The organism is Streptomyces sp. NBC_01255, from assembly GCF_036226445.1.
In the GTDB taxonomy this organism is placed as follows: Bacteria; Actinomycetota; Actinomycetes; order Streptomycetales; family Streptomycetaceae; genus Streptomyces.
The window spans coordinates 5,592,947-5,616,393 of sequence record NZ_CP108474.1 but is presented as its reverse complement, the minus strand read 5'-3'; the positions used below and the strand labels follow the sequence as shown (position 1 = coordinate 5,616,393).

Below are 23,447 nucleotides of genomic sequence, written 5' to 3'. Positions count from 1 at the left end.
TCCCTACCCTCTCTCCGGGATCGTTCCCGTACCCGCCGCGAGCGCCTCGGCGATCTCCTCCGCGGTCGGCATCGCGGGGGAGCAGGCGAGGCGGCCCGCGACGATCGCGCCGGCGGCGTTGGCGTGGCGCAGGGTCCGTGCGAGGTCCCAGCCGGCGAGGAGGCCGTGGACGAGCGCGCCGCCGAACGCGTCGCCCGCGCCGAGCCCGTTGACCACCTCCACCGGCAGGGGTGGCACCTCGGCCTCCGTCCCGTCGGCGGCGAGCGCGAGGACGCCCGCGGGTCCCTGCTTCACGACGGCGAGCCGGACCGCGCCGGTGGCGAGCAGCGCGCGGGCGGCGGCGTACGGCTCGCGCTCCCCCGTCGCGACCGCGCACTCGTCGAGGTTGCCGACGGCCACGGTCGCGTGGCGCAGCGCCTCGGCGTAGAACGGGCGGGCCTCCGCCGGGTCCGTCCAGAACACGGGCCGCCAGTCCAGGTCGAGGACCGTCACCTCCCGGCCGGCGCGGGCGCGCAGCGCGCCCAGGGTCGCGGTGCGGCTCGGCTCGGCGCAGAGGCCGGTGCCGGTCGCCCAGAAGACCCGGGCGGCGCGGATCGCTTCGAGGTCGAGCTCGTGCGGGTGGATCTCCAGGTCGGGGGCCTTGGGGAGGCGGTAGAAGTGGAGCGGGAAGTCGTCGGGCGGGAAGAGTTCGCAGAAGGTGACGGGCGTGGGGTACGCCGCGACCTCGGTCACCCAGCGGTCGTCCACGCCGAAGCGCTTGAGGTCGTGGTGGAGCGCGGCGCCGAAGGGGTCGGCGCCGGTGCGGGAGACGAGCGCGGTACGGCGGCCGAGCCGGGCGGCGGCCACGGCCACGTTGGCCGGGGAGCCGCCGAGGAACCTGCGATAGGTCTCGACGCGGTCGAGCCCGACGCCGCTCTGGAGCGGGTACAGATCCACGCCGAGGCGCCCCATGGTGATCAGGTCGTACGGCTCCGTCTCCACGCGCCCCTCTTCCGCCTGCGGCCCCGCCCTCAGGTGTAGTCGGCCGCCCGGAGGCGTGTCAACGACATGTCCGGACATTCGGACGCCCTGTCCATGTGTCCGCCCGCCCGCTTGACGCTGCTCTCGGGCCCCGGCCAAGGTGGCAGACATGACGAAGCCGTCGCGTCCGTCTCGTCCCTCGCGTCCGTCCCGTATCCGGATCGGCTCCGCCCCGGACTCCTGGGGGGTGTGGTTCCCCGACGATCCCCGGCAGGTGCCGTGGCAGCGCTTCCTCGACGAGGTCTCCGGCGCGGGGTACGAGTGGATCGAGCTGGGGCCGTACGGCTATCTGCCCACCGATCCGGCCGTCCTCGCGGAGGAGACCGCGCGGCGCGGGCTGCGGGTCTCGGCGGGGACGGTCTTCACCGGGCTGCACCACGGACCGGGCGTCTGGGACCGCACCTGGGCGCACGTCGCCGAGAACGCCGCCCTCGCCCAGGCCATGGGCGCCGGTCATCTCGTCGTCATCCCGTCGTTCTGGCGTGACGACCGGACGGGCGAGGTCCTGGAGGACCGCACGCTCACCGTGGAGCAGTGGCGGGATCTGACCGGTCTGACGGAACGGCTGGGGCGGGAGGTACGGGAGCGGTACGGGCTGCGGCTCGTCGTCCATCCGCACGCCGACACCCACCTCGACGGCGAGGAGAGCGTGACGCGCTTCCTCGACGCCACCGACCCGGAGGCCGTCGCGCTCTGTCTGGACACCGGGCACTACGCGTACGCCGGCGGGGACAGCGTCAAGCTGATCGAGAGCTACGGGGAACGGATCGGCTACCTCCACCTCAAGCAGGTCGATCCGGAGGTCCTGGCCCGGGTGGTGGCCGAGGAGGTGCCGTTCGGCCCGGCGGTGGCGCGGGGCGTGATGTGCGAACCGCCGTCCGGGGTGCCCGCCCTGGAGCCGGTGCTCGCCGCCGCGCAGGCCCTGGACGTGGACCTCTTCGCGATCGTCGAGCAGGACATGTACCCGTGCGAGCCGGACACTCCGTACCCGATCGCGCTGCGCACCCGGCGCTTTCTGCGCTCCTGCGGCGTGTGACCGGCGCATAGCCCGCGCATACCTGTGTGACCAGGGGTGACGCACGCGGACACACCGGCGGCCGCGTGCATCACTTCCGTCACACAGGTCCGTTCCCCGTCACATGTATCTCCATTACGCGGGTCTTCCGTCACAGGCGCTCGACAGCCGCTCTCCTCCGGTCGGCAGGGGTCGTTCAACGGGCACAGGCTCAGTGATCACCATCGCCCGCCCGCAGCGCCCCCGAACGGCACCCCCTGCCGCCGCTGCGCGGTGCGCAGGGAGGTACCAGGCATGACGGACAGCAGGCTCTGGTCGTACAAGGACATCGCCGCGCACATCCGCGTCCAGCCGGACACGGTCCGCTCCTACCGGAAGCACGGCCTCCTGCCGGCGCCCGACCAGGTCGAGTCGGGCAAGCCGTACTGGTACCCGGACACGATCCGCGCCTGGGTCGCCAGCCGCCCCGGCAACCGGGCCCGCCGCGACTGACCGTCCCTCCTCCCCTTTACGGCGAGGACGCCGGGCCCCGGAGAGTTCCGGGGCCCGGCGTCCTGTCGTCAGAGGGTCAGCCGCGTGCGGATGCGCTCTCGCGCCGCTCCTCTGCTGCCTTCTCGGCGACCTCTGTGGCCTTCGGTTCCGGCAGCGGCGCGGGGCCGTCCGACTCGCTGACGCCGAAGCGGTCGTGGAAGCGGCGCAGCGGTGCCGGGGCCCACCAGGTGAAGCGGCCGGTCAGCTTCATCACGGCGGGGACGAGGAGGCTGCGGACCACCATCGCGTCCATGACGACGGCGAGGGCGACGCCGAGGCCGAGCATCTTGGTGTTGGTGACCCGCGAGGTGCCGATCGCGACCATGACGACGGCGAGGATCACGGCGGCGGCGGTGATCAGGCCACCGGTCTTGCGCAGCCCGAAGCGGACGGAGTGCTCGTGGTCGCCGGTGACGTCGTACTCCTCCTTGATGCGGGAGAGCAGGAAGACGCCGTAGTCCATGGAGAGTCCGAAGGCCACGCAGAACATGAGCACGGGCAGGGTGGTCTCGATGTCTCCGGTGGCGGTGAAGCCGAGGAGCCCGGCGAGGTGGCCCTCCTGGAAGACCCAGACGACCGCGCCGAACATCGCCGTGAGGCTGAGGGCGTTGAGGACGACGGCCTGGACGGGGACGATCACGCTGCCGGTGAGCAGGAAGACGAGGAGCAGGGTGGCGAGGACGACGATCGCCGCCGCCCAGGGCAGCCGCTCGCCGAGGGCGTCCTTGGAGTCGACGAGGACGGCGGCCTGGCCGGTGACGGAGGTCTCGAAGGGCGCGGGCGCGGCCCGGAGTTCGCCCACGACCCGCTGGGCCTCGGCGCCGACGGTCTCGCCCTCGGGCACGACGGTGAAGTAGGCGTGGCCGGCGCCGCCGGCCGCGGTGACGGGGCCGTCGGCCCGTTCGACGCCGTCGAGGGCGGCGATCCGCTCGCGGAAGGCCTCGTACTGGGCGGGGGTGGCCTCGCCCTCGGCGAGGACGGTGAGCCCGCCGCCGGGGTTGCCGGGGAAGCCGTCGCGGAGCTGGTCCTGGACGACCCGGGAGGAGGCGGTGACGGGGAGCTGACGGTCGTCGGCGGTGCCGAACTTGACGCCGAGGAAGGGCAGTCCGAGCAGGACGAGACCGGCCGCGGTGGCGACGGCGAAGACCGGTGCGCGGCGCATCACGAGGTCGGCGGCCCGGGCCCAGCCGGACCCGTCGGAGTCCTCCCGGGGCGGGCGGCCGCGCCGCAGGAGGCGCCGCAGGTCCAGGGCGTTGACCCGGTCGCCGAGCAGCACGAGGGCGGCCGGGAGCAGGGTGAGCGCGGCGGTCGCGGCGAGGACGACGACGGCGATCCCGGCGTAGGCGAAGGAGCGCAGGAAGTACTGCGGGAAGACGAGCATCGCGGAGAGCGAGACGGCGACGGTCAGCGCGGAGAACAGCACGGTCCGTCCCGCCGTGCGCAGGGTGGTGCGGACTGCGGTGTACGTGTCGGCGCCTGCGGCGAGCTCCTCGCGGTAGCGGCGGACGACGAACAGGGCGTAGTCGATGGCGAGTCCGAGCCCGAGGGCGGTCGTCAGGTTCTGTGCGAAGACCGAGACGTCGGTGAACTCGGTGATGCCGCGCAGGACGGCGTTGGTGCCGAGGATGGCGACGATGCCGACGCCGAGCGGCAGCAGGGCGGCGACGGCGCTGCCGAAGACCATGACGAGGAGGACGAGGGTGAGGGGCAGGGCGATGAGCTCGGCCCGCAGCAGGTCCTCCTGGATGATGACCTGCATCTCGTGGCGGACGGCGAGGCCGCCGCCGAGGGTGACCTCGACGGGGCCGTGCGTGCCCCGGTACTCGGGGGCGATCCGGTCGAGGAGCGCGGCGGCGTCCTTCTCCTCGCCGGCGATCCGGGCGGCGATGACCGCCTGGCGGCCGTCCTCGGAGCGGAGGGCGGGCGAGCCGGTGGACCAGTACGAGCCGACGCCGTCGACGCCCGGCTCGGCGTCGAGCCGCTCGGCGAGCTTCCGGGCCTCGGCGGCGACGGCGGGGGCGTCGACCGCGACGGCCCCGGCGGCCCCGGCCTTCTCGGTCTTCCCGGTCTCTCCCGTGTCGAGGAGGAGGAGGAGCAGGTTGGGCTGCGAGCCGGGGAACTCCCGGGCCAGCGCCTCCGTCGCGTACGTGGACTCGGCGGCCGGGTCCTCCCAGCCGCCGCTGCCCATCCGGTCGGCGACGCCGCCGCCCGCCAGGACGGCGAGGGCGGTGAGCACGAGCGCCACGAGGAGCGTCAGGCGCGGCCGGGCGGTGACGAACCGCGTCCACCCGCCGCCCGCGCCCCCGCCGGGAGCTGATTTCTTGACTTCGGCCATGACGCGGTGTCCCCTTCACCTGACCCATGTGCGCGCTTCCCGGCAGGTCACATAGGTCGCCCATTGCCATAGAATGACAAACACGAGTGATCACTCGCGTTTCCTTAGAATGCGAGCGACCTCTCGCATTTGTCAAACGCGTCGAGCCCGTATTGAGGAGAACTGGGGACAGCCATGTCCGAGAAGCCCGAGATGTCCGAGGAACCGAAGCCGCGCCGCCGTCAGGCGCGCGGCGAGCGCCGCATCACGCAGCTGCTCCAGGCCGCCGCGAACGTCTTCTGCGCGAACGGGTACACGGCGGCCAGCACCAACGCGATCGCCCGCGAGGCACACGTCTCGCCCGGCACGCTCTACCAGTACTTCCCGAACAAGGAAGCCATCGCCGTCGAGCTCGGCGGCCGCCTCATGCACGAGATGCGCGCGGCCCACGGCCAGGCCTTCACCGCGGAGAACCTGGCCCTGCCGCTGCCCGAGCTGCTCGACGCGGTCGTCGACCCGCTGATCGAGTTCAACTGCGCCAACCCCGTCTTCCTCGCCCTGATGCACGGCTCCGAGATCCCCGGACGCATCGCGGAGGAGCACGACGCCCTGCACGCCTCGCTGATCGAGCGGGTCCGCCTCCTGATCGCCCACTACCTCCCGGACAGCCCGCCCGAGGAGTGCGTCCGGGTCGCGGACATGGCCTTCGCGGTCTTCAAGGGCGGCCTCCACCTGGTCCTCGCCGCCCCCGAGGGGCCCGAGCGGGACGCCACGGTCGCCGAGCTGAAGAGGGTCCTCCTGCGCTACCTCGACCCGGTCATCGGCGGCACCCACGCCGACGGCGCCGTGCTCACCACGCCTCGGAACCCCTGACCGCCTCGGACGGCAGCGCCTTCTCCCCGGCCCGCGCCCGCAGCTTCAGCGCGAGCAGCGGGAAGACGAGGACGGAGACCATGCCGGCGCCGACGAGCGCCGCCGCCTCACCCGCCGTCAGCTCGTGGTCCTCCACGCCGATGGTCGTGATCGCGACGACGAGCGGCAGCGCCGTGGAGCCGTAGAGGACGAGCCCGCCCCGGTCCTTGCGGTCGAGGTCACGCGGGGCGAGGAACCAGATCGGCCCGCCGCGCACGACCAGGAAGAGCAGCAGGAAGACCGGCAGCAGGAGCAGCGTCCGGCCGCCGGAGAGGAGCGAGTCCAGGTCGAACTCGATCCCGGTGACGACGAAGAAGACCGGGACGAGGAAGCCGAAGCCGACGGCCTCGATCTTCTCCAGGATCTCCGGGCCGGCCTCGGGCGCCGCCCCCGTCAGCAAGAGCCGGGTGATGAGCCCGGCCGCGAAGGCGCCGAGCAGGACGTCGAGCCCGAGCGCCGTCGAGGCCCCCAGCATCAGGGCGAGCAGCAGGAACACGAACCGGACGGCGAACTGACCGCTGCTGTGCAGGGTCTTGGCGATGACCCGGGAGAACCACGGCGGGCGCGGGCGCAGCGCCCAGAAGACGGCGGCGGCCGTGAGCGCGGCGAAGACGGCGAGGAGCACGGTCGACTCGGCCGCGGCGCGCCCGCTGAGCAGCAGCGCCATCGCGATGATCGGCCCGAACTCGCCCACCGCGCCGAAGGCCATGACGACCGAGCCGAACCGGCCGTGGAGCTCGCCCGCGTCGCGCAGCACGGGCAGGACGGTGCCGAGCGCGGTGCTGGTGAGCGCCACCCCGATGAAGACGCCCTTGGCGTAGCCGCCGCCCAGCAGGATCCCGGTGCCGAGCCCGAGGGCGAGGGCGGCGACCCAGGCCCAGACCGCGCGCTTGAGGGTGTCGCCGCGGACCTTGCCGAACTCGATCTCGTACCCCGCGAGGAAGATCAGCATGGTGAGGCCGAGCTCGGAGAGGCCGTCGATCAGCTCGTCGGAGTGGGCCCAGCCCAGGACGTCGGGGCCGATGAGGATGCCGAGGAGGATCTCGAAGATGACGAGGGGTACGGGGAGCTTGCGTCCCACCCCGTAGGCGAGCAGCGGCGCCAGGACGGCGATCGCCATGATCAGGATGAGCGTGGTCCCCGAATGCGACATAACGGGTATTTACCATAAGCTCCGGTCAGATGACCTGTCGGCGGAGGGACTTGGAGGTCTTCCCCCGTGCACGAGTACCCGCCCACCACGCAGACACCCCCGCCGCCCACGACCCCGCCGCCCGTCCCGCAGCCGCGCCCCGGACTGTGGAAGCGCTGCCTGTGGGGCGGGCTGACGCTCTGGATCCTGACGGCGGTCGTCACGTACGCCACCGAGAACACCACCCTGCTCCCCACCCTCATCCTGCTCGGCAGCTTCCTCGTTCCCGCGGTGTTCGTGCTCTGGGCCTACGAGCGGCACGGCCAGGACTTCGGCGTGCCGGTGATCCTCGGCTGCTTCCTCACCGGCGGAGTCCTCGGCGTGCTCGGCGCCTCGGTCATGGAGTACTACCTCCTCCACCCCTCCCTCTGGATGTTCCTGGGGGTCGGGCTGATCGAGGAGGCCGTGAAGCTGGCGGCCCTGATGTTCGTCGTACGCCGCTACCCGCGGCTGCGCGGCATCCGCGCCGGACTCGTCCTCGGCGGCTCGGTCGGCTTCGGCTTCGCCGCCTTCGAGAGCGCCGGATACGCATTCAACGCCGCCGTCACGATGGACGGCATCGACCTGCGCTCGCTCCTGGAGACCGAGATCCTGCGCGGGGTGCTCGCCCCCTTCGGGCACGGTCTGTGGACGGCGATCGCCGGCGGGGTCCTGCTCGCCTTCCGCCGCCCCGACGGCCGGTTCCGCTTCGCCGCGCCCGTCATCGGCACGTACCTCGGGGTCGCGGTCCTGCACGCGCTGTGGGACTCGATGCACGGCATCGCGCTCTGGCTGGTGCTGCGGATGACCACCACCGACCTCGACCGCTCGCTCTTCGCCCAGGGGTACATCCCGCAGCCCACCTCACAGCAGGAGCACCTCTTCACCCTCTTCTCGGTGGGCGGGCTCGTCCTGGTGACACTGGTGGGACTCGGCTGGCTGAGAGCACTTGCGCGACGCGGGCCGACCGGGACTGGAATTCATACCCCCTAGGGGTATAATCTCGGTTTTGTACGGCTCTGAACCCCCGAAGGAGAACGCCATGACCGCTGAGACGAAGACCGAACTCACCACCGTCTACCAGGTCAAGGGCATGACCTGCGGCCACTGCGAGGGCGCGGTCTCCGGCGAGATCTCCGAGCTCGCCGGCGTCGTCTCGGTCACGGCCGTCGCCTCGACCGGCCAGGTCACCGTCGTCTCCGCCGCCCCGCTCGACGAGGACGCCGTGCGCGCCGCCGTCGACGAGGCCGGCTACGAACTGGTCTGACCGACCCCCCGTGGTCGACACCCCGCAGGGCCGTACCGTTACCGGGTACGGCCCTGCTCTCGTTGGGAAGCGCTCATGACGTCCACGATCACCGAGCTGACGATCGGTGGCATGACCTGTGCCTCCTGCGCGGCCCGCGTCGAGAAGAAGCTCAACCGGATGGACGGGGTGACCGCGACGGTCAACTACGCCACCGAGAAGGCACGGGTCGAACATCCCCCGGAGCTCACGGCCGGGGACCTGATCGCCACCGTCGTCAAGACCGGCTACACCGCCGAGGAACCCCTGCCGCCGGAGCCCGAGCCCGACGAGGCCGAAGCCCGCGAGGAGGACCCCGAGCTCGCCGCGCTCCGGCAGCGGCTGACCGTCTCCGCCGTCCTCGCCGCGCCCGTGATCCTGCTCGCCATGGTCCCGGCGCTCCAGTTCGACAACTGGCAGTGGCTCTCGCTCACCCTCGCCTCCCCCGTCGTCGTCTGGGGCGGACTGCCCTTCCACCGGGCCGCCTGGACCAACGCCAAGCACGGCGCCGCCACCATGGACACCCTGGTCTCCGTCGGCACCCTCGCCGCCTACGGCTGGTCGCTCTGGGCCCTCTTCCTCGGCGACGCCGGCATGCCCGGCATGCGCCACGGCTTCGACCTCACCGTGGACCGCGCCCACGGCACCTCCACCATCTACCTGGAGGTCGCCGCCGGGGTCATCACCTTCATCCTGCTCGGCCGCTACCTGGAGGCCCGCGCCAAGCGGAAGGCGGGCGCCGCCCTGCGCGCCCTCATGGAGCTCGGCGCCAAGGACGTGGCCGTCCTGCGCGGGACCACGGAGGTACGGATCCCGGTCGCCGAGCTGCGGGCCGGCGACCTCTTCGTCGTACGCCCCGGGGAGAAGATCGCCACCGACGGCACCGTCACCACCGGCACGTCGGCCGTCGACGCCTCCCTGCTCACCGGCGAATCGATGCCCCTGGACGTCACCGAGGGCTCCGAGGTGACCGGCGGCTGCGTCAACGTCTCGGGCCGGCTCGTCGTCCGGGCCGCCGCCGTCGGCGCCGACACCCGGCTCGCCCGGATGGCGAAACTCGTCGAGGACGCCCAGAACGGCAAGGCCGAGGTACAGCGGCTCGCCGACCGGATCTCCGCCGTCTTCGTCCCGGTGGTGCTCCTCATCGCGCTCGGCACGCTCGTCACCTGGCTGCTGACGACCGACGACCCGACGGCCTCCTTCACCGCTGCCGTCGCCGTCCTGATCATCGCCTGCCCCTGCGCCCTGGGGCTCGCGACCCCGACCGCGCTGCTGGTCGGCACCGGCCGCGGCGCCCAGCTCGGCATCCTCATCAAGGGCCCCGAAGTCCTGGAGTCCACCCGCCGCGTCGACACCGTCGTCCTCGACAAGACGGGGACGGTCACCACGGGCCGCATGCGGCTCGTCGGCGTCCGCGTGTACGGGGGCGGTTACGGCACCTCGGGCACCGACGAGACCGAGCTGCTGCGGCTCGCGGGCGCCCTGGAGCACTCCTCCGAGCACCCCGTCGCCCGCGCGGTCGCGGCCGGCGCCGCCGAACGGTGCGGCGAGCTCCCCGTACCGAAGACCTTCGAGAACGTCCCCGGGCTCGGCGTCCGCGGCTCCGTCGACGGCCGGCTCGTCCTCGTCGGCCGCGCCGCCCTCCTCACGACCGAGGGCGTCGAGGTGCCCGGCACCGCCGAGCCCGGCGCCGTCCACGTCGCCTGGGACGGCGTCGCCCGCGGCACCCTGACCGTCGCCGACACCGTCAAGGACACCAGTGCCGAGGCCGTCACCCGGCTGCGCGGCCTCGGGCTGAGGCCCGTCCTGCTCACCGGGGACCACCGGGCGGTCGCGGAGGCCGTCGCGGCGGAGGTCGGCATCGACGAGGTGATCGCCGGAGTGCTGCCCGAGGAGAAGGCCGGGGTGATCCGGCGGCTCCAGGAGGAGGGCAGGACCGTCGCGATGGTCGGCGACGGGGTCAACGACGCCGCCGCCCTCGCCACGGCGGACCTCGGCCTGGCGATGGGAACGGGCACGGACGCGGCCATCGAGGCGAGCGACCTGACCCTGGTCCGCGGCGACCTCCGCGTCGCGGCGGACGCCATCCGGCTCTCCCGCCGCACCCTGGCGACGATCAAGGGCAACCTCGCCTGGGCCTTCGGCTACAACGTGGCCGCGCTGCCCCTGGCGGCGGCCGGCCTGCTCAATCCGATGATCGCGGGCCTCGCGATGGCCTTTTCGTCCGTCTTCGTCGTATCCAACAGCCTGCGGCTGCGGCGCTTCACGTGAATTCACCTACACGTGACGCACAGGACCTTCACAAAGAGATCTAGATCACAGATATTGGGGGGTAACCATCTGGGCTGTTCGCGAGTCTAAGTGGGCGATGCCGAGAACGTCTTGGGGGACGTTCATGGGATGTCTTGGGGGACGTCCCTAGGCAAGCGTTGGCCGGGGCACGTGCACCGGGGAGCTTTGAGCGGCCCTCCCGTACGTACCCCGGCAGACCGCGTCACGCCCGAACCCGCGCAGCTACTGCTGACGCCGGCAGACGCCCGGCCCGGATCCCGTGGGGGGAATCCGCACCGGGGGATATGGGAAGCGCCCCGACCGTCGACCCGTGGGGGGATCGGCGGCGGGGCGCTTCTTGCTGCCTTTTTTAGGGCTCGGTTCGCCTCCGGGGCGCAACCGGGTCCCTGAGGTCCTAGCGGGCCTCGACCGGGACGAAGTCGCGGAGGACCTCGCCCGTGTAGATCTGGCGCGGGCGGCCGATGCGGGAGCCCGGCTCCTTGATCATCTCGTGCCACTGGGCGATCCAGCCGGGAAGGCGGCCGAGCGCGAAGAGCACGGTGAACATCTCGGTCGGGAAGCCCATGGCGCGGTAGATCAGGCCCGTGTAGAAGTCCACGTTCGGGTAGAGGTTGCGCGAGACGAAGTACTCGTCCGAGAGCGCGTGCTCCTCCAGCTTGAGCGCGATGTCCAGCAGCGCGTCGTCCTTGCCGAGCGCGGAGAGGACGTCGTGCGCAGCCGCCTTGATGATCTTGGCGCGCGGGTCGAAGGACTTGTACACCCGGTGGCCGAAGCCCATCAGGCGGACGCCGTCCTCCTTGTTCTTCACCTTGCGGATGAAGGAGTCGACATCGCCGCCGTTGGCCTGGATGCCTTCCAGCATCTCCAGGACCGACTGGTTGGCGCCACCGTGCAGCGGGCCCCACAGGGCCGAGATGCCGGCGGAGATCGAGGCGAACATGTTCGCCTGCGACGAGCCGACCAGACGCACGGTGGAGGTCGAACAGTTCTGCTCGTGGTCCGCGTGCAGGATCAGCAGCTTGTCGAGCGCCGCGACGACGACCGGGTCCAGGTCGTACTCCTGCGCCGGGACCGAGAAGGTCATGCGCAGGAAGTTCTCGACGTACCCGAGGTCGTTGCGCGGGTAGACGAAGGGGTGGCCGATCGACTTCTTGTACGCGTACGCCGCGATCGTCGGAAGCTTGGCGAGCAGCCGGATCGTGGAGAGGTGGCGCTGCTTCTCGTCGAACGGGTTGTGGCTGTCCTGGTAGAAGGTGGACAGCGCGGAGACCACCGACGACAGCATCGCCATCGGGTGGGCGTCCCGCGGGAAGCCACGGAAGAAGTTCTTGACGTCCTCGTGGACCAGCGTGTGCTGCGTGATCTCGTTCTTGAAGGTCGCCAGCTCGTCGACCTTGGGCAGCTCACCGTTGATCAGCAGGTACGCCACCTCAAGGAAGGTGGAGCGCTCGGCCAGCTGCTCGATGGGGTAGCCGCGGTACCGCAGGATCCCCTGCTCACCATCGAGGTAGGTGATCGCGGATTTATAGGCGGCGGTGTTGCCGTATCCGCTGTCCAGGGTGACCAGACCGGTCTGGGCTCGGAGTTTCCCGATGTCGAAGCCCTTGTCGCCAACGGTGCTCTCGACCACCGGGTAGGTGTATTCACCGTCCGCGTACCGCAGTACTACAGAGTTGTCGCTCACGTCATCCCTCACCGACGTAGTGCCTCTTCTTCGAGGTGCCCTGACTGTCTCTACCATCCCCCATTTGGCTCAGGAGAGTGCACTCGGGGTCGACCATTGGGCCAATCGGCGGCACTCAGTGCCGCCAACCTTCACATCCTGCCCCCTTCGCCCTGGTTCCGGTAGCCCTCCGTGATCTTTCACACGAGGGAGCCACCTGTGAGCCGATGGGACAGTGAGGTAAAGCGTCTGCCCGCCGAGACCGTGCGGACCGCCTGGGCGATCGCCCGGCGGGAGCCGACGAGGACGACCAGCTTCTTGGCCCTCGTCACCGCCGTGTAGAGCAGGTTGCGCTGGAGCATCATCCAGGCACTCATCGTGACCGGGATGACCACCGCCGGATACTCGCTGCCCTGCGAACGGTGGATGGTGACCGCGTACGCGTGGGCCAGTTCGTCCAGCTCGTCGAAGTCGTACGGCACCTCCTCGTCCTCGTCCGTCCGCACCGTCAGCCGCTGTTCGACGGTGTCGAGGGCGGTGACGACGCCGACCGTTCCATTGAAGACGCCGTTGGCGCCCTTGTCATAGTTGTTCCTGATCTGGGTGACCTTGTCGCCCACCCGGAAGACCCGGCCGCCGAACCGCTTCTCCGGCAGGTCGGGGCGGGCCGGGGTGATCGCCTGCTGGAGCAGTCCGTTGAGCGCGCCCGCGCCCGCCGGGCCCCGGTGCATGGGGGCCAGGACCTGTACGTCCCGCGGGTCGAGGCCGAACTTGGCCGGAATGCGCCGGGCCGCGACCTCCACGGCGACCCGCGCGGCGTCCTCGGTCTCCTCCTCGACGAAGAGGAAGAAGTCCGGCAGGCCCTGGGTGAGGGGCGGGGTGCCGGCGTTGATCCGGTGCGCGTTGGTGACGACCCCGGACTGCTGGGCCTGCCGGAAGATGCGCGTCAGCCGCACGGCGGGTACGGGGCTGCCGGGGGCCAGCAGGTCGCCGAGGACCTCGCCCGCGCCGACCGAGGGGAGCTGGTCCACGTCCCCGACGAGAAGGAGGTGGGCGCCCGGTGCCACCGCCTTGACCAGCTTGTTCGCCAGGAGCAGGTCGAGCATGGAGGCCTCGTCGACGACGACCAGGTCGGCGTCGAGCGGCCGGTCCCGGTCGTAGGCCGCGTCCCCGCCCGGCTTGAGCTCCAGGAGCCGGTGGACGGTGGACGCCTCGGCACCGGTCAGCTCGGCGAGTCGCTTGGCCGCCCGCCCGGTGGGCGCGGCGAGAACGACTTTGGCCTTCTTGGCGCGGGCCAGCTCCACGATCGAGCGGACCGTGAAGGACTTGCCGCAGCCCGGGCCGCCGGTGAGGACCGCGACCTTGCGGGTCAGGGCGAGCCGGACCGCGTCCTCCTGCTCGGGCGCGAGCGAGGCCCCGGTGCGGTCGGCGAGCCAGGCCAGCGCCTTGTCCCAGGCCACGCCCCGGAAGGCGGGCATCCGGTCCTCCTCCGTCCGCAGCAACCGTCCCACCTGCCCGGCGAGCGACAGCTCGGCGCGGTGGAAGGGGACGAGGTACACGGCGGTGACCGGCGTCCCCTCGGGGCCGGGCACCGACTCCCGTACGACCCCCTCGGGGTCCTCGGCGAGCTCGGCCAGGCACTCGATGACGAGCCCCGTGTCGACCTGGAGGAGCTTGACGGCGTCGGCGATCAGCCGCTCCTCGGGGAGGAAGCAGTGGCCCTGGTCGGTGGATTGCGACAGCGCGTACTGGAGGCCGGCCTTCACCCGGTCCGGGCTGTCGTGCGGGATGCCGACGGCCTGGGCGATGCGGTCGGCGGTGAGGAAGCCGATGCCCCACACGTCGGCGGCGAGCCGGTAGGGCTGGTTCCGCACGACGGAGATGGAGGCGTCCCCGTACTTCTTGTAGATCCGCACGGCGATGGAGGTGGAGACGCCGACCCCCTGGAGGAAGACCATGACCTCCTTGATCGCCTTCTGTTCCTCCCAGGCCGCCGTGATGTTCTTGGTGCGCTTGGGGCCGAGACCCGGCACCTCGATCAGCCGCGCGGGGGCCTCTTCCAGGATGTCGAGAGTGTCCAGGCCGAAGTGAGAGGTGATGCGGTCGGCGAAGACGGGGCCGATTCCCTTGACGAGGCCGGAGCCCAGGTAGCGGCGGATGCCCTGGATGGTGGCGGGGAGGATCGTCGTGTAGTTGTCGACGGCGAACTGCTTGCCGTATTGGGGGTGGGAGCCCCAACGGCCCTCCATCCGCAGCGACTCCCCCGGCTGGGCGCCGAGCAGCGCGCCGACGACCGTCAGCAGGTCACCGGCGCCGCGCCCGGTGTCGACGCGCGCGACCGTGTAGCCGCTCTCCTCATTGGCGTAGGTGATCCGCTCCAGGACCCCTTCGAGCACTGCCGGACCCCGACCCTCGTTGGACATGCACCGACCGTAGCGAAGGCGTCGGACACCCCGCCGGGCCCTGTGGACAACTCCCTTCCCGGGGTGCCGGGAAACCGGAGCAAAAGTAGCGTTTCCGGTATGACTGAATCTTCCTTCCAGGACGACGTCCTGACCGAGCTCGGCGACGACCGGCTCCAGGAGATCGCCGGGCTGCTCGGCACCGACGCCACCGGGGCGCAGGAGCTCGTGGGCAGTTCGGTGGCCGAGCTCACCGGTGAGCTGCGCCAGGCGGCGGCCGAGCCTGCCGGCGCGGACGAGGTGCGGGCCGCCGTCGACGAGGTGACCTCGGCCGAGCCGCCGCTCCAGGGTGTCGCCGGCTTCGGCGGCCTCGCGGCCGGCGGCCTCATGGCCGGAGTTCTGAGCAGACTGGCCCGCCCGGCGGCGAACGCGATCGCGAAGAAGTCCGGCCTCCCGGCGGCCACGGTCACCCGAGCGGTCGACATCCTGGTCCCGGTGGTCCTCGCGGTCATGACGAGGCGCGCGGCGACGAAGAGGAGCGGAGGCACGGCGGCGGACGGCCTGGGCGACCTCTTGGGCGGCCCGAAGAAGTAGAAGAAGTAGCGGACCGCCGCCCCCGGGAGGCGGGGGGGCGGGGGCGGAGGCGGGGGGCGAACGGATCGTGCGCCTCCTCGGCGACCACGGTCGCACCACCGGGCGAGCGGACGGCCCCGCGACGCAGGCGGCGACCGCCACCGGCCCGCGGGGACGCGGTTCACCCGTTACGCCTCACAGGTCGTCCGCCGTACCCATGACAGCCGGACCGCACCCCTCGGGCAGGTTGGCCGCGACCCTGGCGAACGCCTCCTCGGCTGTCGCGCATCGGCCGTAGAGCCCGTCCGCCCCCGCACGGTTCGTGACCTCGTAGCCTCCTTCGCCGAGGGGATACACGACGGGTACGTCCCTCGTCTGGGGATACCCGACGCATCGGCTCAACAGCAGGATCCCGTGACTCACGCCGGGAAAGAGCTGCCGTAGCCGCGGCTGGGCGTACGCCGCCCGGACCATCTCCTGCCCGATCACCTCGGGCCCGTACGAAAGAACCGTGCGCCACTGGGCCTCCACGATCTCCTCCGCGCTCTGTGAGGGTGTCTCGTCGGTCACTCGGTCGCCCTTCCCCTTGGACCTGCGTCTGTTCCCCTTCTGGCATGTACGACCGGACGGCTCCCAGTGTCTCCCCTCCGCGCACCGGGGCTGCACTCCCGGAGCTCAGACCGCCAGGAAGCGGTCCAGGGTCTCCTCCAGGACCTCGACGCCGTCCCGGGCCCACAGCTCGTCGTTGAAGAGCTCCACCTCGACCGGGCCCGTCCAGCCGGCCTTCTCGACCAGGTCCGCCCAGGCCCGCAGGTCGATCGCGCCGGTGCCCAACTGGCCCCGGCCGTTGAGGACTCCGGCCGGGAGCGGGGTCGTCCAGTCGGCGAGCTGGAAGGAGTGGATCCGGCCGGCCGCGCCCGCGCGTTCCACCGCGGCCGGGGCCCGGTCGTCCCACCAGAGGTGGTACGTGTCGACGGTGACGCCGACCTGCTCGGCCGGGAAGCGCTCCGCGATGTCCAGGGCCTGGTCCAGGGTCGAGACGGCGCAGCGGTCGGAGGCGTACATCGGGTGGAGCGGCTCGATGGCCAGGCGGATTCCCCGCTCGCCCGCGTACGGGGCGAGTTCGCCGATCGCCTCGGTGATGCGGGCGCGGGCGGACGGCAGGTCCGGGAAGGCGGGGGTGAGGCCGCCGGAGACCAGGACGAGGGTGTCGGTGCCGAGCGTCACGGCCTCGTCGATCGCCGCGCGGTTCTCCGCGAGCCAGCCGTCCGCCGTGAAGAAGCCGCCCCGGCAGAGGGTGGTGACGGTGAGGCCCGCGTCCCGTACGAGAGCGGCGGCGGCGTCGACCCCGTACGCCTGCACGGGCTCGCGCCACAGGCCGACGCCCGGGATGCCGAGGCGGACGCAGTGGGCGACCAGGTCGGGCAGGGAGAGCTGTTTGACGGTCATCTGGTTGATGCTGAAGCGGTCGGGGTTCACTGCGGGACTCCGTACACGGTGAGCAGGGAGCGCATGCGGGCCTCGGCGAGCGCCGGGTCGGGGAACAGGCCCAGTCCGTCGGCGAGTTCGTAGGCGCGGGCGAGGTGCGGGAGCGAGCGGGCGGACTGGAGGCCGCCGACCATCGTGAAGTGGTCCTGGTGGCCGGCGAGCCAGGCGAGGAGGACGACGCCCGTCTTGTAGAAGCGGGTCGGGGCCGCGAAGAGGTGACGGGAGAGCCCGACGGTGGGGTCGAGGAGCTCGCGGAAGCCCGCGACGTCGCCGGTGTCGAGGGTCCGGACCGCCGCGGCGGCGAGCGGGGCGAGGGGGTCGAAGATGCCCAGCAGGGCGTGGCTGAAGCCCTGTTCGTCGCCGGCGATGAGCTCCGGGTAGTGGAAGTCGTCGCCCGTGTAGCAGCGGACGCCCTCCGGGAGGCGGCGGCGCAGCTCGACCTCGCGCCGGGCGTCGAGGAGGGAGACCTTGATGCCGTCGACCTTGTCGGGGTGGGCGGCGATCACGTCGAGGAAGGTCTCCGTGGCCGCGTCCAGGTCGGCCGAGCCCCAGTAGCCCTGGAGTGCCGGGTCGAACATCGGGCCGAGCCAGTGCAGGATCACCGGCTCGCTCGCCTGCCGGAGGAGATGCCCGTACAGGTCGAGGTAGTCGTCCGGGCCGCTCGCGGCGGCGGCGAGGGCGCGGGAGGCCATGAGGATGGCCTGGGAGCCGGTCTCCTCGACGAGTGCGAGCTGCTCCTCGTAGGCCTTGCGGACCTCCACCAGGCCGGCGGGGCCGGTGAGTTGGTCGGTGCCGACGCCGCAGGCGATGCGGCCGCCGACGGCCTTCGCCTCGGCGGCGGAGCGGCGGATCAGCTCGGCGGCGCCGGCCCAGTCGAGGCCCATGCCGCGCTGGGCGGTGTCCATGGCCTCGGCGACCCCGAGGCCATGGGCCCAGAGGTGGCGGCGGAAGGCGAGGGTGGCGTCCCAGTCGACGGCGGCGGGCGAGTCGGGGGTGGTGTCGGCGTACGGGTCGGCGACGACGTGCGCGGCGGAGAAGACCGTACGGGAGGTCAGGGCGCCGACCCCGCTCGGGTTCAGCGGCTCGGTGCGGGGCTCGTACGCGCGGACGCCTCCGCCCGCCTGCGGGAGGCGGATCACAGCGAGACCTCCGGGACGTCGAGGCGGCGGCCCTCGGCGGCCGACTTCAGACCCAGCTCGGCGAGCTGGACGCCGCGGGCGCCGGCGAGCAGGTCCCAGTGGTACGGCTCGTCGAGCGCAATGTGGCGGAGGAAGAGCTCCCACTGGGCCTTGAAGCCGTTGTCGAACTCGGCGTTGTCGGGGACTTCCTGCCACTGCTCGCGGAAGGACTCGGTCGCCGGGATGTCCGGGTTCCAGACCGGCTTGGGGGTGGCCGAGCGGTGCTGGACGCGGCAGTTGCGCAGGCCCGCGACGGCGGAGCCGTGGGTGCCGTCGACCTGGAACTCGACGAGTTCGTCGCGGTTGACGCGGACGGTCCAGGAGGAGTTGATCTGGGCGATCGCGCCGCCCTCCAGCTGGAAGATGCCGTACGCGGCGTCGTCGGCGGTGGCCTCGTAGGGCTTGCCCTGCTCGTCCCAGCGGCGCGGGACGTGGGTGGCGACGTGCGCGCTGACGCTCGTGACGCGGCCGAAGAGCTCGTGGAGCACGTACTCCCAGTGCGGGAACATGTCGACGACGATGCCGCCGCCGTCCTCCGCGCGGTAGTTCCAGCTGGGGCGCTGGGCGTCCTGCCAGTCGCCCTCGAAGACCCAGTAGCCGAACTCGCCGCGCACGGACAGGATCTCGCCGAAGAAGCCGCCGTCGATGAGCCGCTTGAGCTTGAGCAGGCCGGGGAGGAAGAGCTTGTCCTGGACGACGCCGTGCTTGATGCCCTGCTCGGAGGCGAGGCGGGCGAGTTCCAGGGCACCGGCGAGGTCGGCGGCGGTGGGCTTCTCCGTGTAGATGTGCTTGCCGGCCGCGATGGCCTTGGTGAGGGCGTCGACGCGGGCGGAGGTGACCTGGGCGTCGAAGTAGATGTCGATGCTGTCGTCGGCGAGGACGGCGTCGAGGTCGGTGGACCATTCGGCGAGGCCGTGGCGCTCGGCGAGCGTGCGCAGGGCGTGCTCGCGGCGGCCGACGAGGACGGGCTCGGGCCAGAGGGTCTCGCCGTTGCCGAGGTCGAGTCCGCCCTGCTCGCGCAGGGCGAGGATCGAGCGGACGAGGTGCTGGCGGTAGCCCATGCGTCCGGTGACGCCGTTCATGGCGATGCGGACTGTCCTGCGTGTCACGAGATCTCCCTCTCCCCGGCAATTCCGCGCCTCGGTAGAAAGCGCTTTCTGTCTGGGAGGAAGCTAACCTGCCGACATCACGCCGGACAAGGGCCTCGGAGGTACGCAGACGATGACCGTCACCCTGGCGGACGTGGCCGCCCGCGCCCGGGTCTCCCCCGCGACCGTGTCCCGGGTCCTGAACGGCAACTACCCGGTCGCCGCCTCGACCCGCGAGCGGGTCCTGCGGGCGGTGGACGAGCTGGACTACGTCCTCAACGGCCCCGCGAGCTCACTGGCGGCCGCCACCTCCGACCTGGTCGGCGTGCTGGTCAACGACATCGCCGACCCCTTCTTCGGGATCATGGCGAGCGCGGCGCAGAGCGCGATCGGGGAGGTCGCGTCGGGGCGGGCCGGGGGCGAGAAGCTCGCCGTCGTCTGCAACACCGGCGGCTCCCCCGCGCGCGAACTGACCTACCTCACCCTGCTCCAGCGGCAGCGGGCCGCGGCCGTCATCCTCATGGGCGGTTCACTGGAGGACCCGGAACACCTCGCGGCGACGGCGGGCAAACTGGCGAAGCTCGCGGAGGCGGGGACGCGGGTCGTGCTGTGCGGGCGCCCGCCGGTGCCGGGCGACGCGAACGCGGCGGCGCTCGTCTTCGACAACCGCACCGGCGCGCGGCGCCTGACCGAGCACTTGCTCGGGCTCGGACACCGGCGCATCGGATACGTGGCGGGGCCGGCCGACCGGACGACGACCCGGCACCGGCTCGAAGGCCACCGGGCGGCGCTCGCGGCGGCGGGGGTCGCCGAGGGCCCGACGGTCCACGGCCCGTACGACCGCCGGTCCGGCTACGAGGCGACCGCCGAACTCCTCGACCGCGCCCCGGACCTGACGGCGGTCGTCGCCGCCAACGACACGGTGGCGCTCGGCGTCTGCGCGGCCCTGCGGGAACGGGGCCTGTCCATCCCGGACGACGTCTCGGTGGCGGGCTTCGACGACCTGCCGTTCTCGGTGGACGCGGTCCCGGCCCTGACGACCGTACGCCTGCCTTTGCACGAGGCGGGCGCGCGGGCGGGCCGCCTGGCCATGGGAGCGGAGGAGCCTCCGGCGGGGGGCCCGGTGAACGTCCCGGGGGAACTGGTGGTGCGGGGGTCGACGGCCCGGCCGCGGGGGTAGCCGGGCGCTATCGTGGTGACGAACGGCACACGGAGGATCGCATGGCGACCATACTGATGGACCTTCCCAGCGCCTGGGACGCCTTGGACGGCGTCCCCCTGCCCCGCGGCTACCGCGTCGAGATCACGGACGGGAAGATCATCATGACGCCCCAGGGCGAGCAGCAGTGGAGGGTCATCCTCCGCACCGCCCCCCAGATCGAGCAGCAGCTCGCCGGGCACGGGGACATCCTCTCGGACGTCATGATCGATTTCCCGTCCAGCCAGTTCGGGTACGCCCCCGACCTGGCCATCATCGCGCCCGGCTCCGAGCGGAACAGCCGTGGCCGGTTCGAGTGGCACAGTCTGGAGGCGGTGATCGAGGTCGTCTCCATGAGCACGCGGGACAACGACTTCGACAAGAAGCTGCGCATGTATGCCGAGTGCGCCATCCCGCTCTACGTGATCGTCGACCCCTCGGACAACACCTGCACCATCCACAGCAACCCCACCCGCACCGGCGTCTACGTGGACCAGGAGCAGATCGCCTTCGGCGAGGATCTGCTCCTGCCGCTCGAAGGGCGCGGGATCGTCGTGAAGACGGACGGATTCCCGCGCTCCGGAGGCTGACCTACTTCTCCGGCGTCAGGCCCGTCGCCGCGAGGACCGCTTCCACCGTCTCCTCGACCGTCTGGTTCGCGTTGTCGATCCAGACGCCCTCGCCGGAGAGCTCCTCGCGCATGGCCTCGTCCAGGAAGGCCCAGTTGGTCGTGAGGCGCTTGTGGCGGGCGTTGTTGCGTTCCCAGGCCTTGTCCGGGCCGGGGGCCAGGATCACCACGTGGAGCGGGACCGCCTTCGCGTGGGCGCGGTAGAAGTCCAGGTGGGAGCGGCGTACGACCACGTCGTCGAGGACCGGCAGGAAGCCGGCCGAGGCGAAGCTGTCCGCGAGGAGGCAGGCGTTGCGGGCGCGCAGCAGGATCTGGCGGTCCGCCTCCGGGTCGCCGTCCGGGGTGGGCCAGTGGCAGCCCTGGACGATCAGCTCCTGGAGGTCGTCGACCTCGATGTGCGCGGAGCGGGCGAAGCGGGCCGCGAGGGCCGCCGCGACGGTCGACTTGCCGCTGCCGGGTATGCCGGCCAGCAGGACGGCGCCGGGGACGGGCTCGGGGGTGTCGACGGTGATGTGCGCGAAGGTCATACGGGCCTTTCTTCGCCGGTGGGACCGGACGACGATACGGTCGCGGGCTCGCGGGACGCCAGGGAATTCTCCGGCGGTACGGGCGTCGGGGACGGGCTCGCTTCGTTCCCCGGCTGCCCGGCCGGCGCGGGAGCCGGGCGCGCTTCGGCGGCCGGCCGCACGGCCGCGGAAGCCGGGCCCGCTCCCTCCCCCGGCGGCCCGGCCGACGCCGGAGCCCGGCGCGCTCCCGGTGCGAAGGACGTCAGCGCCACTCCCCCGACCAGCAGCGCCGCCGCGCACCAGCGGAGCGGGCTCACGCCCTCCCCCAGGAACAGGGCGGCCGAGGACATACCGAAGACGGGGACCAGGAGCGAGAAGGGCGCGACGGACGAGGCCGGGTAGCGGCGGAGCAGCCACCCCCAGGCGCCGAAGCCGAAGACGGTCGTGACCCAGGCGACGTAGAGGATGACGCCGACGCCCGTCCAGTCGAGTCCGCGCAGGGCCGCGAGGTCGCGCTCCGGGCCCTCCAGGAGGAGGGAGAGGGCGAGCAGCGGCAGGACGGGCACGGTGCTGACCCAGACCATGAAGTTGAGCGCGTCGGGCGGGGAGGCCTTGCGGGTCAGGACGTTGGAGACGCCCCAGCAGGCCGCCGCGGCGATCACCAGGGCGAAGCCCGTGAGCGCCCCCGCCGCGCCGTCGAACGCCCCCTCGTCGACCGCCGCGACGCCGATGCCCGCGAGGGCGACCGCCATGCCCGCCACCTTGAGGCGGCCGGGGCGTTCGCCGAGGGCCGCGAAGGCGAAGAGGGCGGTGAAGACCGCCTGGACCTGGAGGACGAGGGAGGAGAGTCCGGCCGGGGCGCCGAGGTCCATGCCGGTGAAGAGCAGCCCGAACTTGGCCACGCCCAGGACGAGTCCGACGCCCACGATCCACTTCCAGGCCACGGTGGGGCGGCCCACGAGGAAGACGGCCGGCAGGGCGGCGGCGAGGAAGCGGAGCGCGGAGAAGAGCAGCGGCGGGAAGTGGTCGAGGCCGATCTCGATGACGACGAAGTTGACGCCCCAGACGGCCGCGACGAGCGCGGCGAGAGCGAGGTGGGCCGGGGCGAGGCGGGTGGGGGCGGAGGCGGGGGACGGGGCGGGGCTCATGGTGTCGAGCATGCGCGCGAGTGACCGTGTAGCACCAGCACGGGTTCCTTCATGGTGGGATGAAGCAGTTCTTCATCGTCCGACCCCTCCGACGGGAGTCCCTCGTGCTGGATCTCGGCCGTCTGCGTGCCCTCCACGCCGTCGCCGTCCACGGCAGCGTCGGCGCCGCCGCCTCCGCCCTCGGCTACACCCCGTCCGCCGTCTCGCAGCAGATCGCGAAGTTGGAGCGCGAGACCCGTACGACCCTGCTCGAACGCAGCGGGCGAGGTATCCGTCTCACCGACGAGGCCCACCAACTGGCCGCCACCGCACAGCAGTTGCTCGCCCTCGTGGAGGAGGCCGAGGTGCGGATCGAGGAGCGGCGCGGCCTGCCCTCCGGGCGCCTGACGATCGGCTGCTTCGCGAGCGCGGCGCGCGGTCTGATGCCCCGGGCGCTCGCGGAGCTGGCCCGGCGTCACCCCGGTCTCGACGCCCGCCTGTCGGAGGTGGACCCGCACCTCTCGATCGACCTGGTGGCGCGGGGCGTGATCGATCTGGCCGTGGCGCACGACTGGGACATCGCCCCGCTGCCGACGCCGCCGGGGGTCGAGCGGGCGGCCGTCGGCGACGACCTCTGCGACATCCTCGTCCACCGGGACCATCCGCTGGCGGCCCGGGAGTCAGTGCGGCGGGAGGAGCTGGCGGACGAGCGGTGGATCTCGCAGCCGCCGGGGACGGTCTGCCACACCTGGCTGACCCGGACGCTGCGGGCCACGGGGTACGAGCCGCTGATCGTCCACCAGGCGGAGGAGAACCACACCCAGGTCGCCCTGGTGGCGGCCGGTCTGGGCATCGCGCTCGTCCCGCGGCTCGGCCGCGGGACGCTGCCGCCGGAGGTGACGCCGGTCCGTCTCGACCCGGTGCCGACGCGCCGGTTGCACGCCATGTGGCGGACAGGGGCGGCGCGGCGCCCGGCGATCCGGGAGACGGTCCGTACGCTCCAGGAACTCTGGCCCTCCGTCACTTCGACCGGCGAGGCGTAGGAACCTCGATTCC

At 72.1% G+C, this 23,447-nt stretch carries 21 protein-coding genes; 10 read left to right on the top strand and 11 right to left on the bottom strand.

Annotated elements, in window-relative coordinates:
* Positions 1-3: 3 nt before the first annotated feature.
* Positions 4-1,059 carry a 5-dehydro-2-deoxygluconokinase gene (iolC, locus tag OG357_RS25450; RefSeq protein WP_443066728.1) on the bottom strand — a complete coding sequence of 352 codons (1,056 nt, stop codon included), beginning with the start codon at positions 1,057-1,059 and terminating at the stop codon, positions 4-6.
* Between the two features lie 70 nt (positions 1,060-1,129).
* Between iolC and OG357_RS25445 the strand changes: the two genes are divergently transcribed.
* Together OG357_RS25445 and OG357_RS25440 are read left to right on the top strand one after the other, a co-directional pair.
* Positions 1,130-2,056 carry a sugar phosphate isomerase/epimerase family protein gene (locus OG357_RS25445; RefSeq protein WP_329623349.1) on the top strand — a complete coding sequence of 309 codons (927 nt, stop codon included), beginning with the start codon at positions 1,130-1,132 and terminating at the stop codon, positions 2,054-2,056.
* A gap of 273 nt (positions 2,057-2,329) precedes the next feature.
* Entirely contained in the window at positions 2,330-2,527 is a 198-nt protein-coding gene (locus OG357_RS25440) for a helix-turn-helix transcriptional regulator (protein WP_329623348.1), read from the top strand.
* Positions 2,528-2,603: 76 nt separating this feature from the next.
* Here the strand turns inward: OG357_RS25440 and OG357_RS25435 are convergent, their stop codons facing one another.
* Positions 2,604-4,901, bottom strand: a complete 2,298-nt coding sequence (locus OG357_RS25435) for an MMPL family transporter (RefSeq protein ID WP_329623347.1) — start codon at positions 4,899-4,901, stop codon at positions 2,604-2,606.
* Positions 4,902-5,075: 174 nt separating this feature from the next.
* Between OG357_RS25435 and OG357_RS25430 the strand changes: the two genes are divergently transcribed.
* On the top strand, positions 5,076-5,753 hold the full coding sequence (locus OG357_RS25430) for a TetR/AcrR family transcriptional regulator (protein ID WP_329623346.1): 678 nt from the start codon (positions 5,076-5,078) through the stop codon (positions 5,751-5,753).
* Here the strand turns inward: OG357_RS25430 and OG357_RS25425 are convergent.
* Positions 5,731-6,945, bottom strand: coding sequence for a cation:proton antiporter (locus OG357_RS25425; protein WP_329623345.1), 1,215 nt, complete (start codon positions 6,943-6,945; stop codon positions 5,731-5,733). The genes OG357_RS25430 and OG357_RS25425 overlap by 23 nt on opposite strands.
* Positions 6,946-7,011: 66 nt before the next feature.
* On the opposite strand from OG357_RS25425, the gene OG357_RS25420 reads away from it, so the two are divergent.
* The 3 genes from OG357_RS25420 (at position 7,012) to OG357_RS25410 (ending at position 10,519) form a co-directional block, all read left to right on the top strand.
* Positions 7,012-7,956, top strand: coding sequence for a PrsW family intramembrane metalloprotease (locus OG357_RS25420; RefSeq protein ID WP_329623344.1), 945 nt, complete (start codon positions 7,012-7,014; stop codon positions 7,954-7,956).
* 49 nt (positions 7,957-8,005) lie between these two features.
* Entirely contained in the window at positions 8,006-8,230 is a 225-nt protein-coding gene (locus tag OG357_RS25415) for a heavy-metal-associated domain-containing protein (protein WP_329623343.1), read from the top strand.
* Between the two features lie 75 nt (positions 8,231-8,305).
* The gene (locus tag OG357_RS25410; protein ID WP_329623342.1) at positions 8,306-10,519 is read left to right on the top strand and encodes a heavy metal translocating P-type ATPase; all 2,214 of its coding nucleotides are present in this window, start codon (positions 8,306-8,308) and stop codon (positions 10,517-10,519) included.
* 415 nt (positions 10,520-10,934) lie between these two features.
* On the opposite strand, the gene OG357_RS25405 is transcribed toward OG357_RS25410, so the two are convergent.
* Both OG357_RS25405 and recD2 read right to left on the bottom strand, forming a co-directional pair.
* The gene (locus tag OG357_RS25405; RefSeq protein ID WP_329623341.1) at positions 10,935-12,224 is read right to left on the bottom strand and encodes a citrate synthase; all 1,290 of its coding nucleotides are present in this window, start codon (positions 12,222-12,224) and stop codon (positions 10,935-10,937) included.
* Positions 12,225-12,403: 179 nt separating this feature from the next.
* Positions 12,404-14,626, bottom strand: a complete 2,223-nt coding sequence (gene recD2, locus OG357_RS25400; protein WP_329623340.1) for an SF1B family DNA helicase RecD2 — start codon at positions 14,624-14,626, stop codon at positions 12,404-12,406.
* A gap of 99 nt (positions 14,627-14,725) precedes the next feature.
* Here recD2 and OG357_RS25395 point away from each other — a divergent pair, with 99 nt between their 5' ends.
* Positions 14,726-15,199: a DUF937 domain-containing protein gene (locus OG357_RS25395; protein WP_329623339.1), complete on the top strand. Its 474-nt coding sequence runs from the start codon at positions 14,726-14,728 to the stop codon at positions 15,197-15,199.
* A 174-nt stretch (positions 15,200-15,373) separates the two neighbouring features.
* Here OG357_RS25395 and OG357_RS25390 read toward each other — a convergent pair whose 3' ends face one another.
* The 4 genes from OG357_RS25390 to OG357_RS25375 all read right to left on the bottom strand — a co-directional run bounded on the left by OG357_RS25390 (position 15,374) and on the right by OG357_RS25375 (position 18,953).
* Positions 15,374-15,748, bottom strand: a complete 375-nt coding sequence (locus OG357_RS25390) for a DUF6193 family natural product biosynthesis protein (protein ID WP_329623338.1) — start codon at positions 15,746-15,748, stop codon at positions 15,374-15,376.
* A 105-nt stretch (positions 15,749-15,853) separates the two neighbouring features.
* Positions 15,854-16,627 carry a sugar phosphate isomerase/epimerase family protein gene (locus OG357_RS25385; protein WP_329625696.1) on the bottom strand — a complete coding sequence of 258 codons (774 nt, stop codon included), beginning with the start codon at positions 16,625-16,627 and terminating at the stop codon, positions 15,854-15,856.
* 26 nt (positions 16,628-16,653) lie between these two features.
* Positions 16,654-17,805 carry a dihydrodipicolinate synthase family protein gene (locus OG357_RS25380; RefSeq protein WP_329623337.1) on the bottom strand — a complete coding sequence of 384 codons (1,152 nt, stop codon included), beginning with the start codon at positions 17,803-17,805 and terminating at the stop codon, positions 16,654-16,656.
* The gene (locus tag OG357_RS25375; RefSeq protein WP_329623336.1) at positions 17,802-18,953 is read right to left on the bottom strand and encodes a Gfo/Idh/MocA family protein; all 1,152 of its coding nucleotides are present in this window, start codon (positions 18,951-18,953) and stop codon (positions 17,802-17,804) included. Before OG357_RS25375 ends, OG357_RS25380 begins: the two co-directional genes overlap by 4 nt.
* 112 nt (positions 18,954-19,065) lie before the next feature.
* Here OG357_RS25375 and OG357_RS25370 point away from each other — a divergent pair, with 112 nt between their 5' ends.
* Both OG357_RS25370 and OG357_RS25365 read left to right on the top strand, forming a co-directional pair.
* A complete protein-coding gene (locus OG357_RS25370; protein ID WP_329623335.1) occupies positions 19,066-20,112 on the top strand; it encodes a LacI family DNA-binding transcriptional regulator in 1,047 nt (348 codons plus the stop codon).
* Between the two features lie 41 nt (positions 20,113-20,153).
* The gene (locus OG357_RS25365; RefSeq protein ID WP_329623334.1) at positions 20,154-20,720 is read left to right on the top strand and encodes a Uma2 family endonuclease; all 567 of its coding nucleotides are present in this window, start codon (positions 20,154-20,156) and stop codon (positions 20,718-20,720) included.
* Position 20,721: 1 nt separating this feature from the next.
* Here the strand turns inward: OG357_RS25365 and OG357_RS25360 are convergent, their stop codons facing one another.
* Positions 20,722-21,285, bottom strand: coding sequence for an AAA family ATPase (locus OG357_RS25360; protein ID WP_329623333.1), 564 nt, complete (start codon positions 21,283-21,285; stop codon positions 20,722-20,724).
* Positions 21,282-22,412: an EamA family transporter gene (locus OG357_RS25355; protein WP_329623332.1), complete on the bottom strand. Its 1,131-nt coding sequence runs from the start codon at positions 22,410-22,412 to the stop codon at positions 21,282-21,284. Before OG357_RS25355 ends, OG357_RS25360 begins: the two co-directional genes overlap by 4 nt.
* Positions 22,413-22,516: 104 nt before the next feature.
* On the opposite strand from OG357_RS25355, the gene OG357_RS25350 reads away from it, so the two are divergent.
* Positions 22,517-23,434, top strand: coding sequence for a LysR family transcriptional regulator (locus OG357_RS25350; protein ID WP_329625695.1), 918 nt, complete (start codon positions 22,517-22,519; stop codon positions 23,432-23,434).
* Positions 23,435-23,447 lie beyond the last annotated feature (13 nt).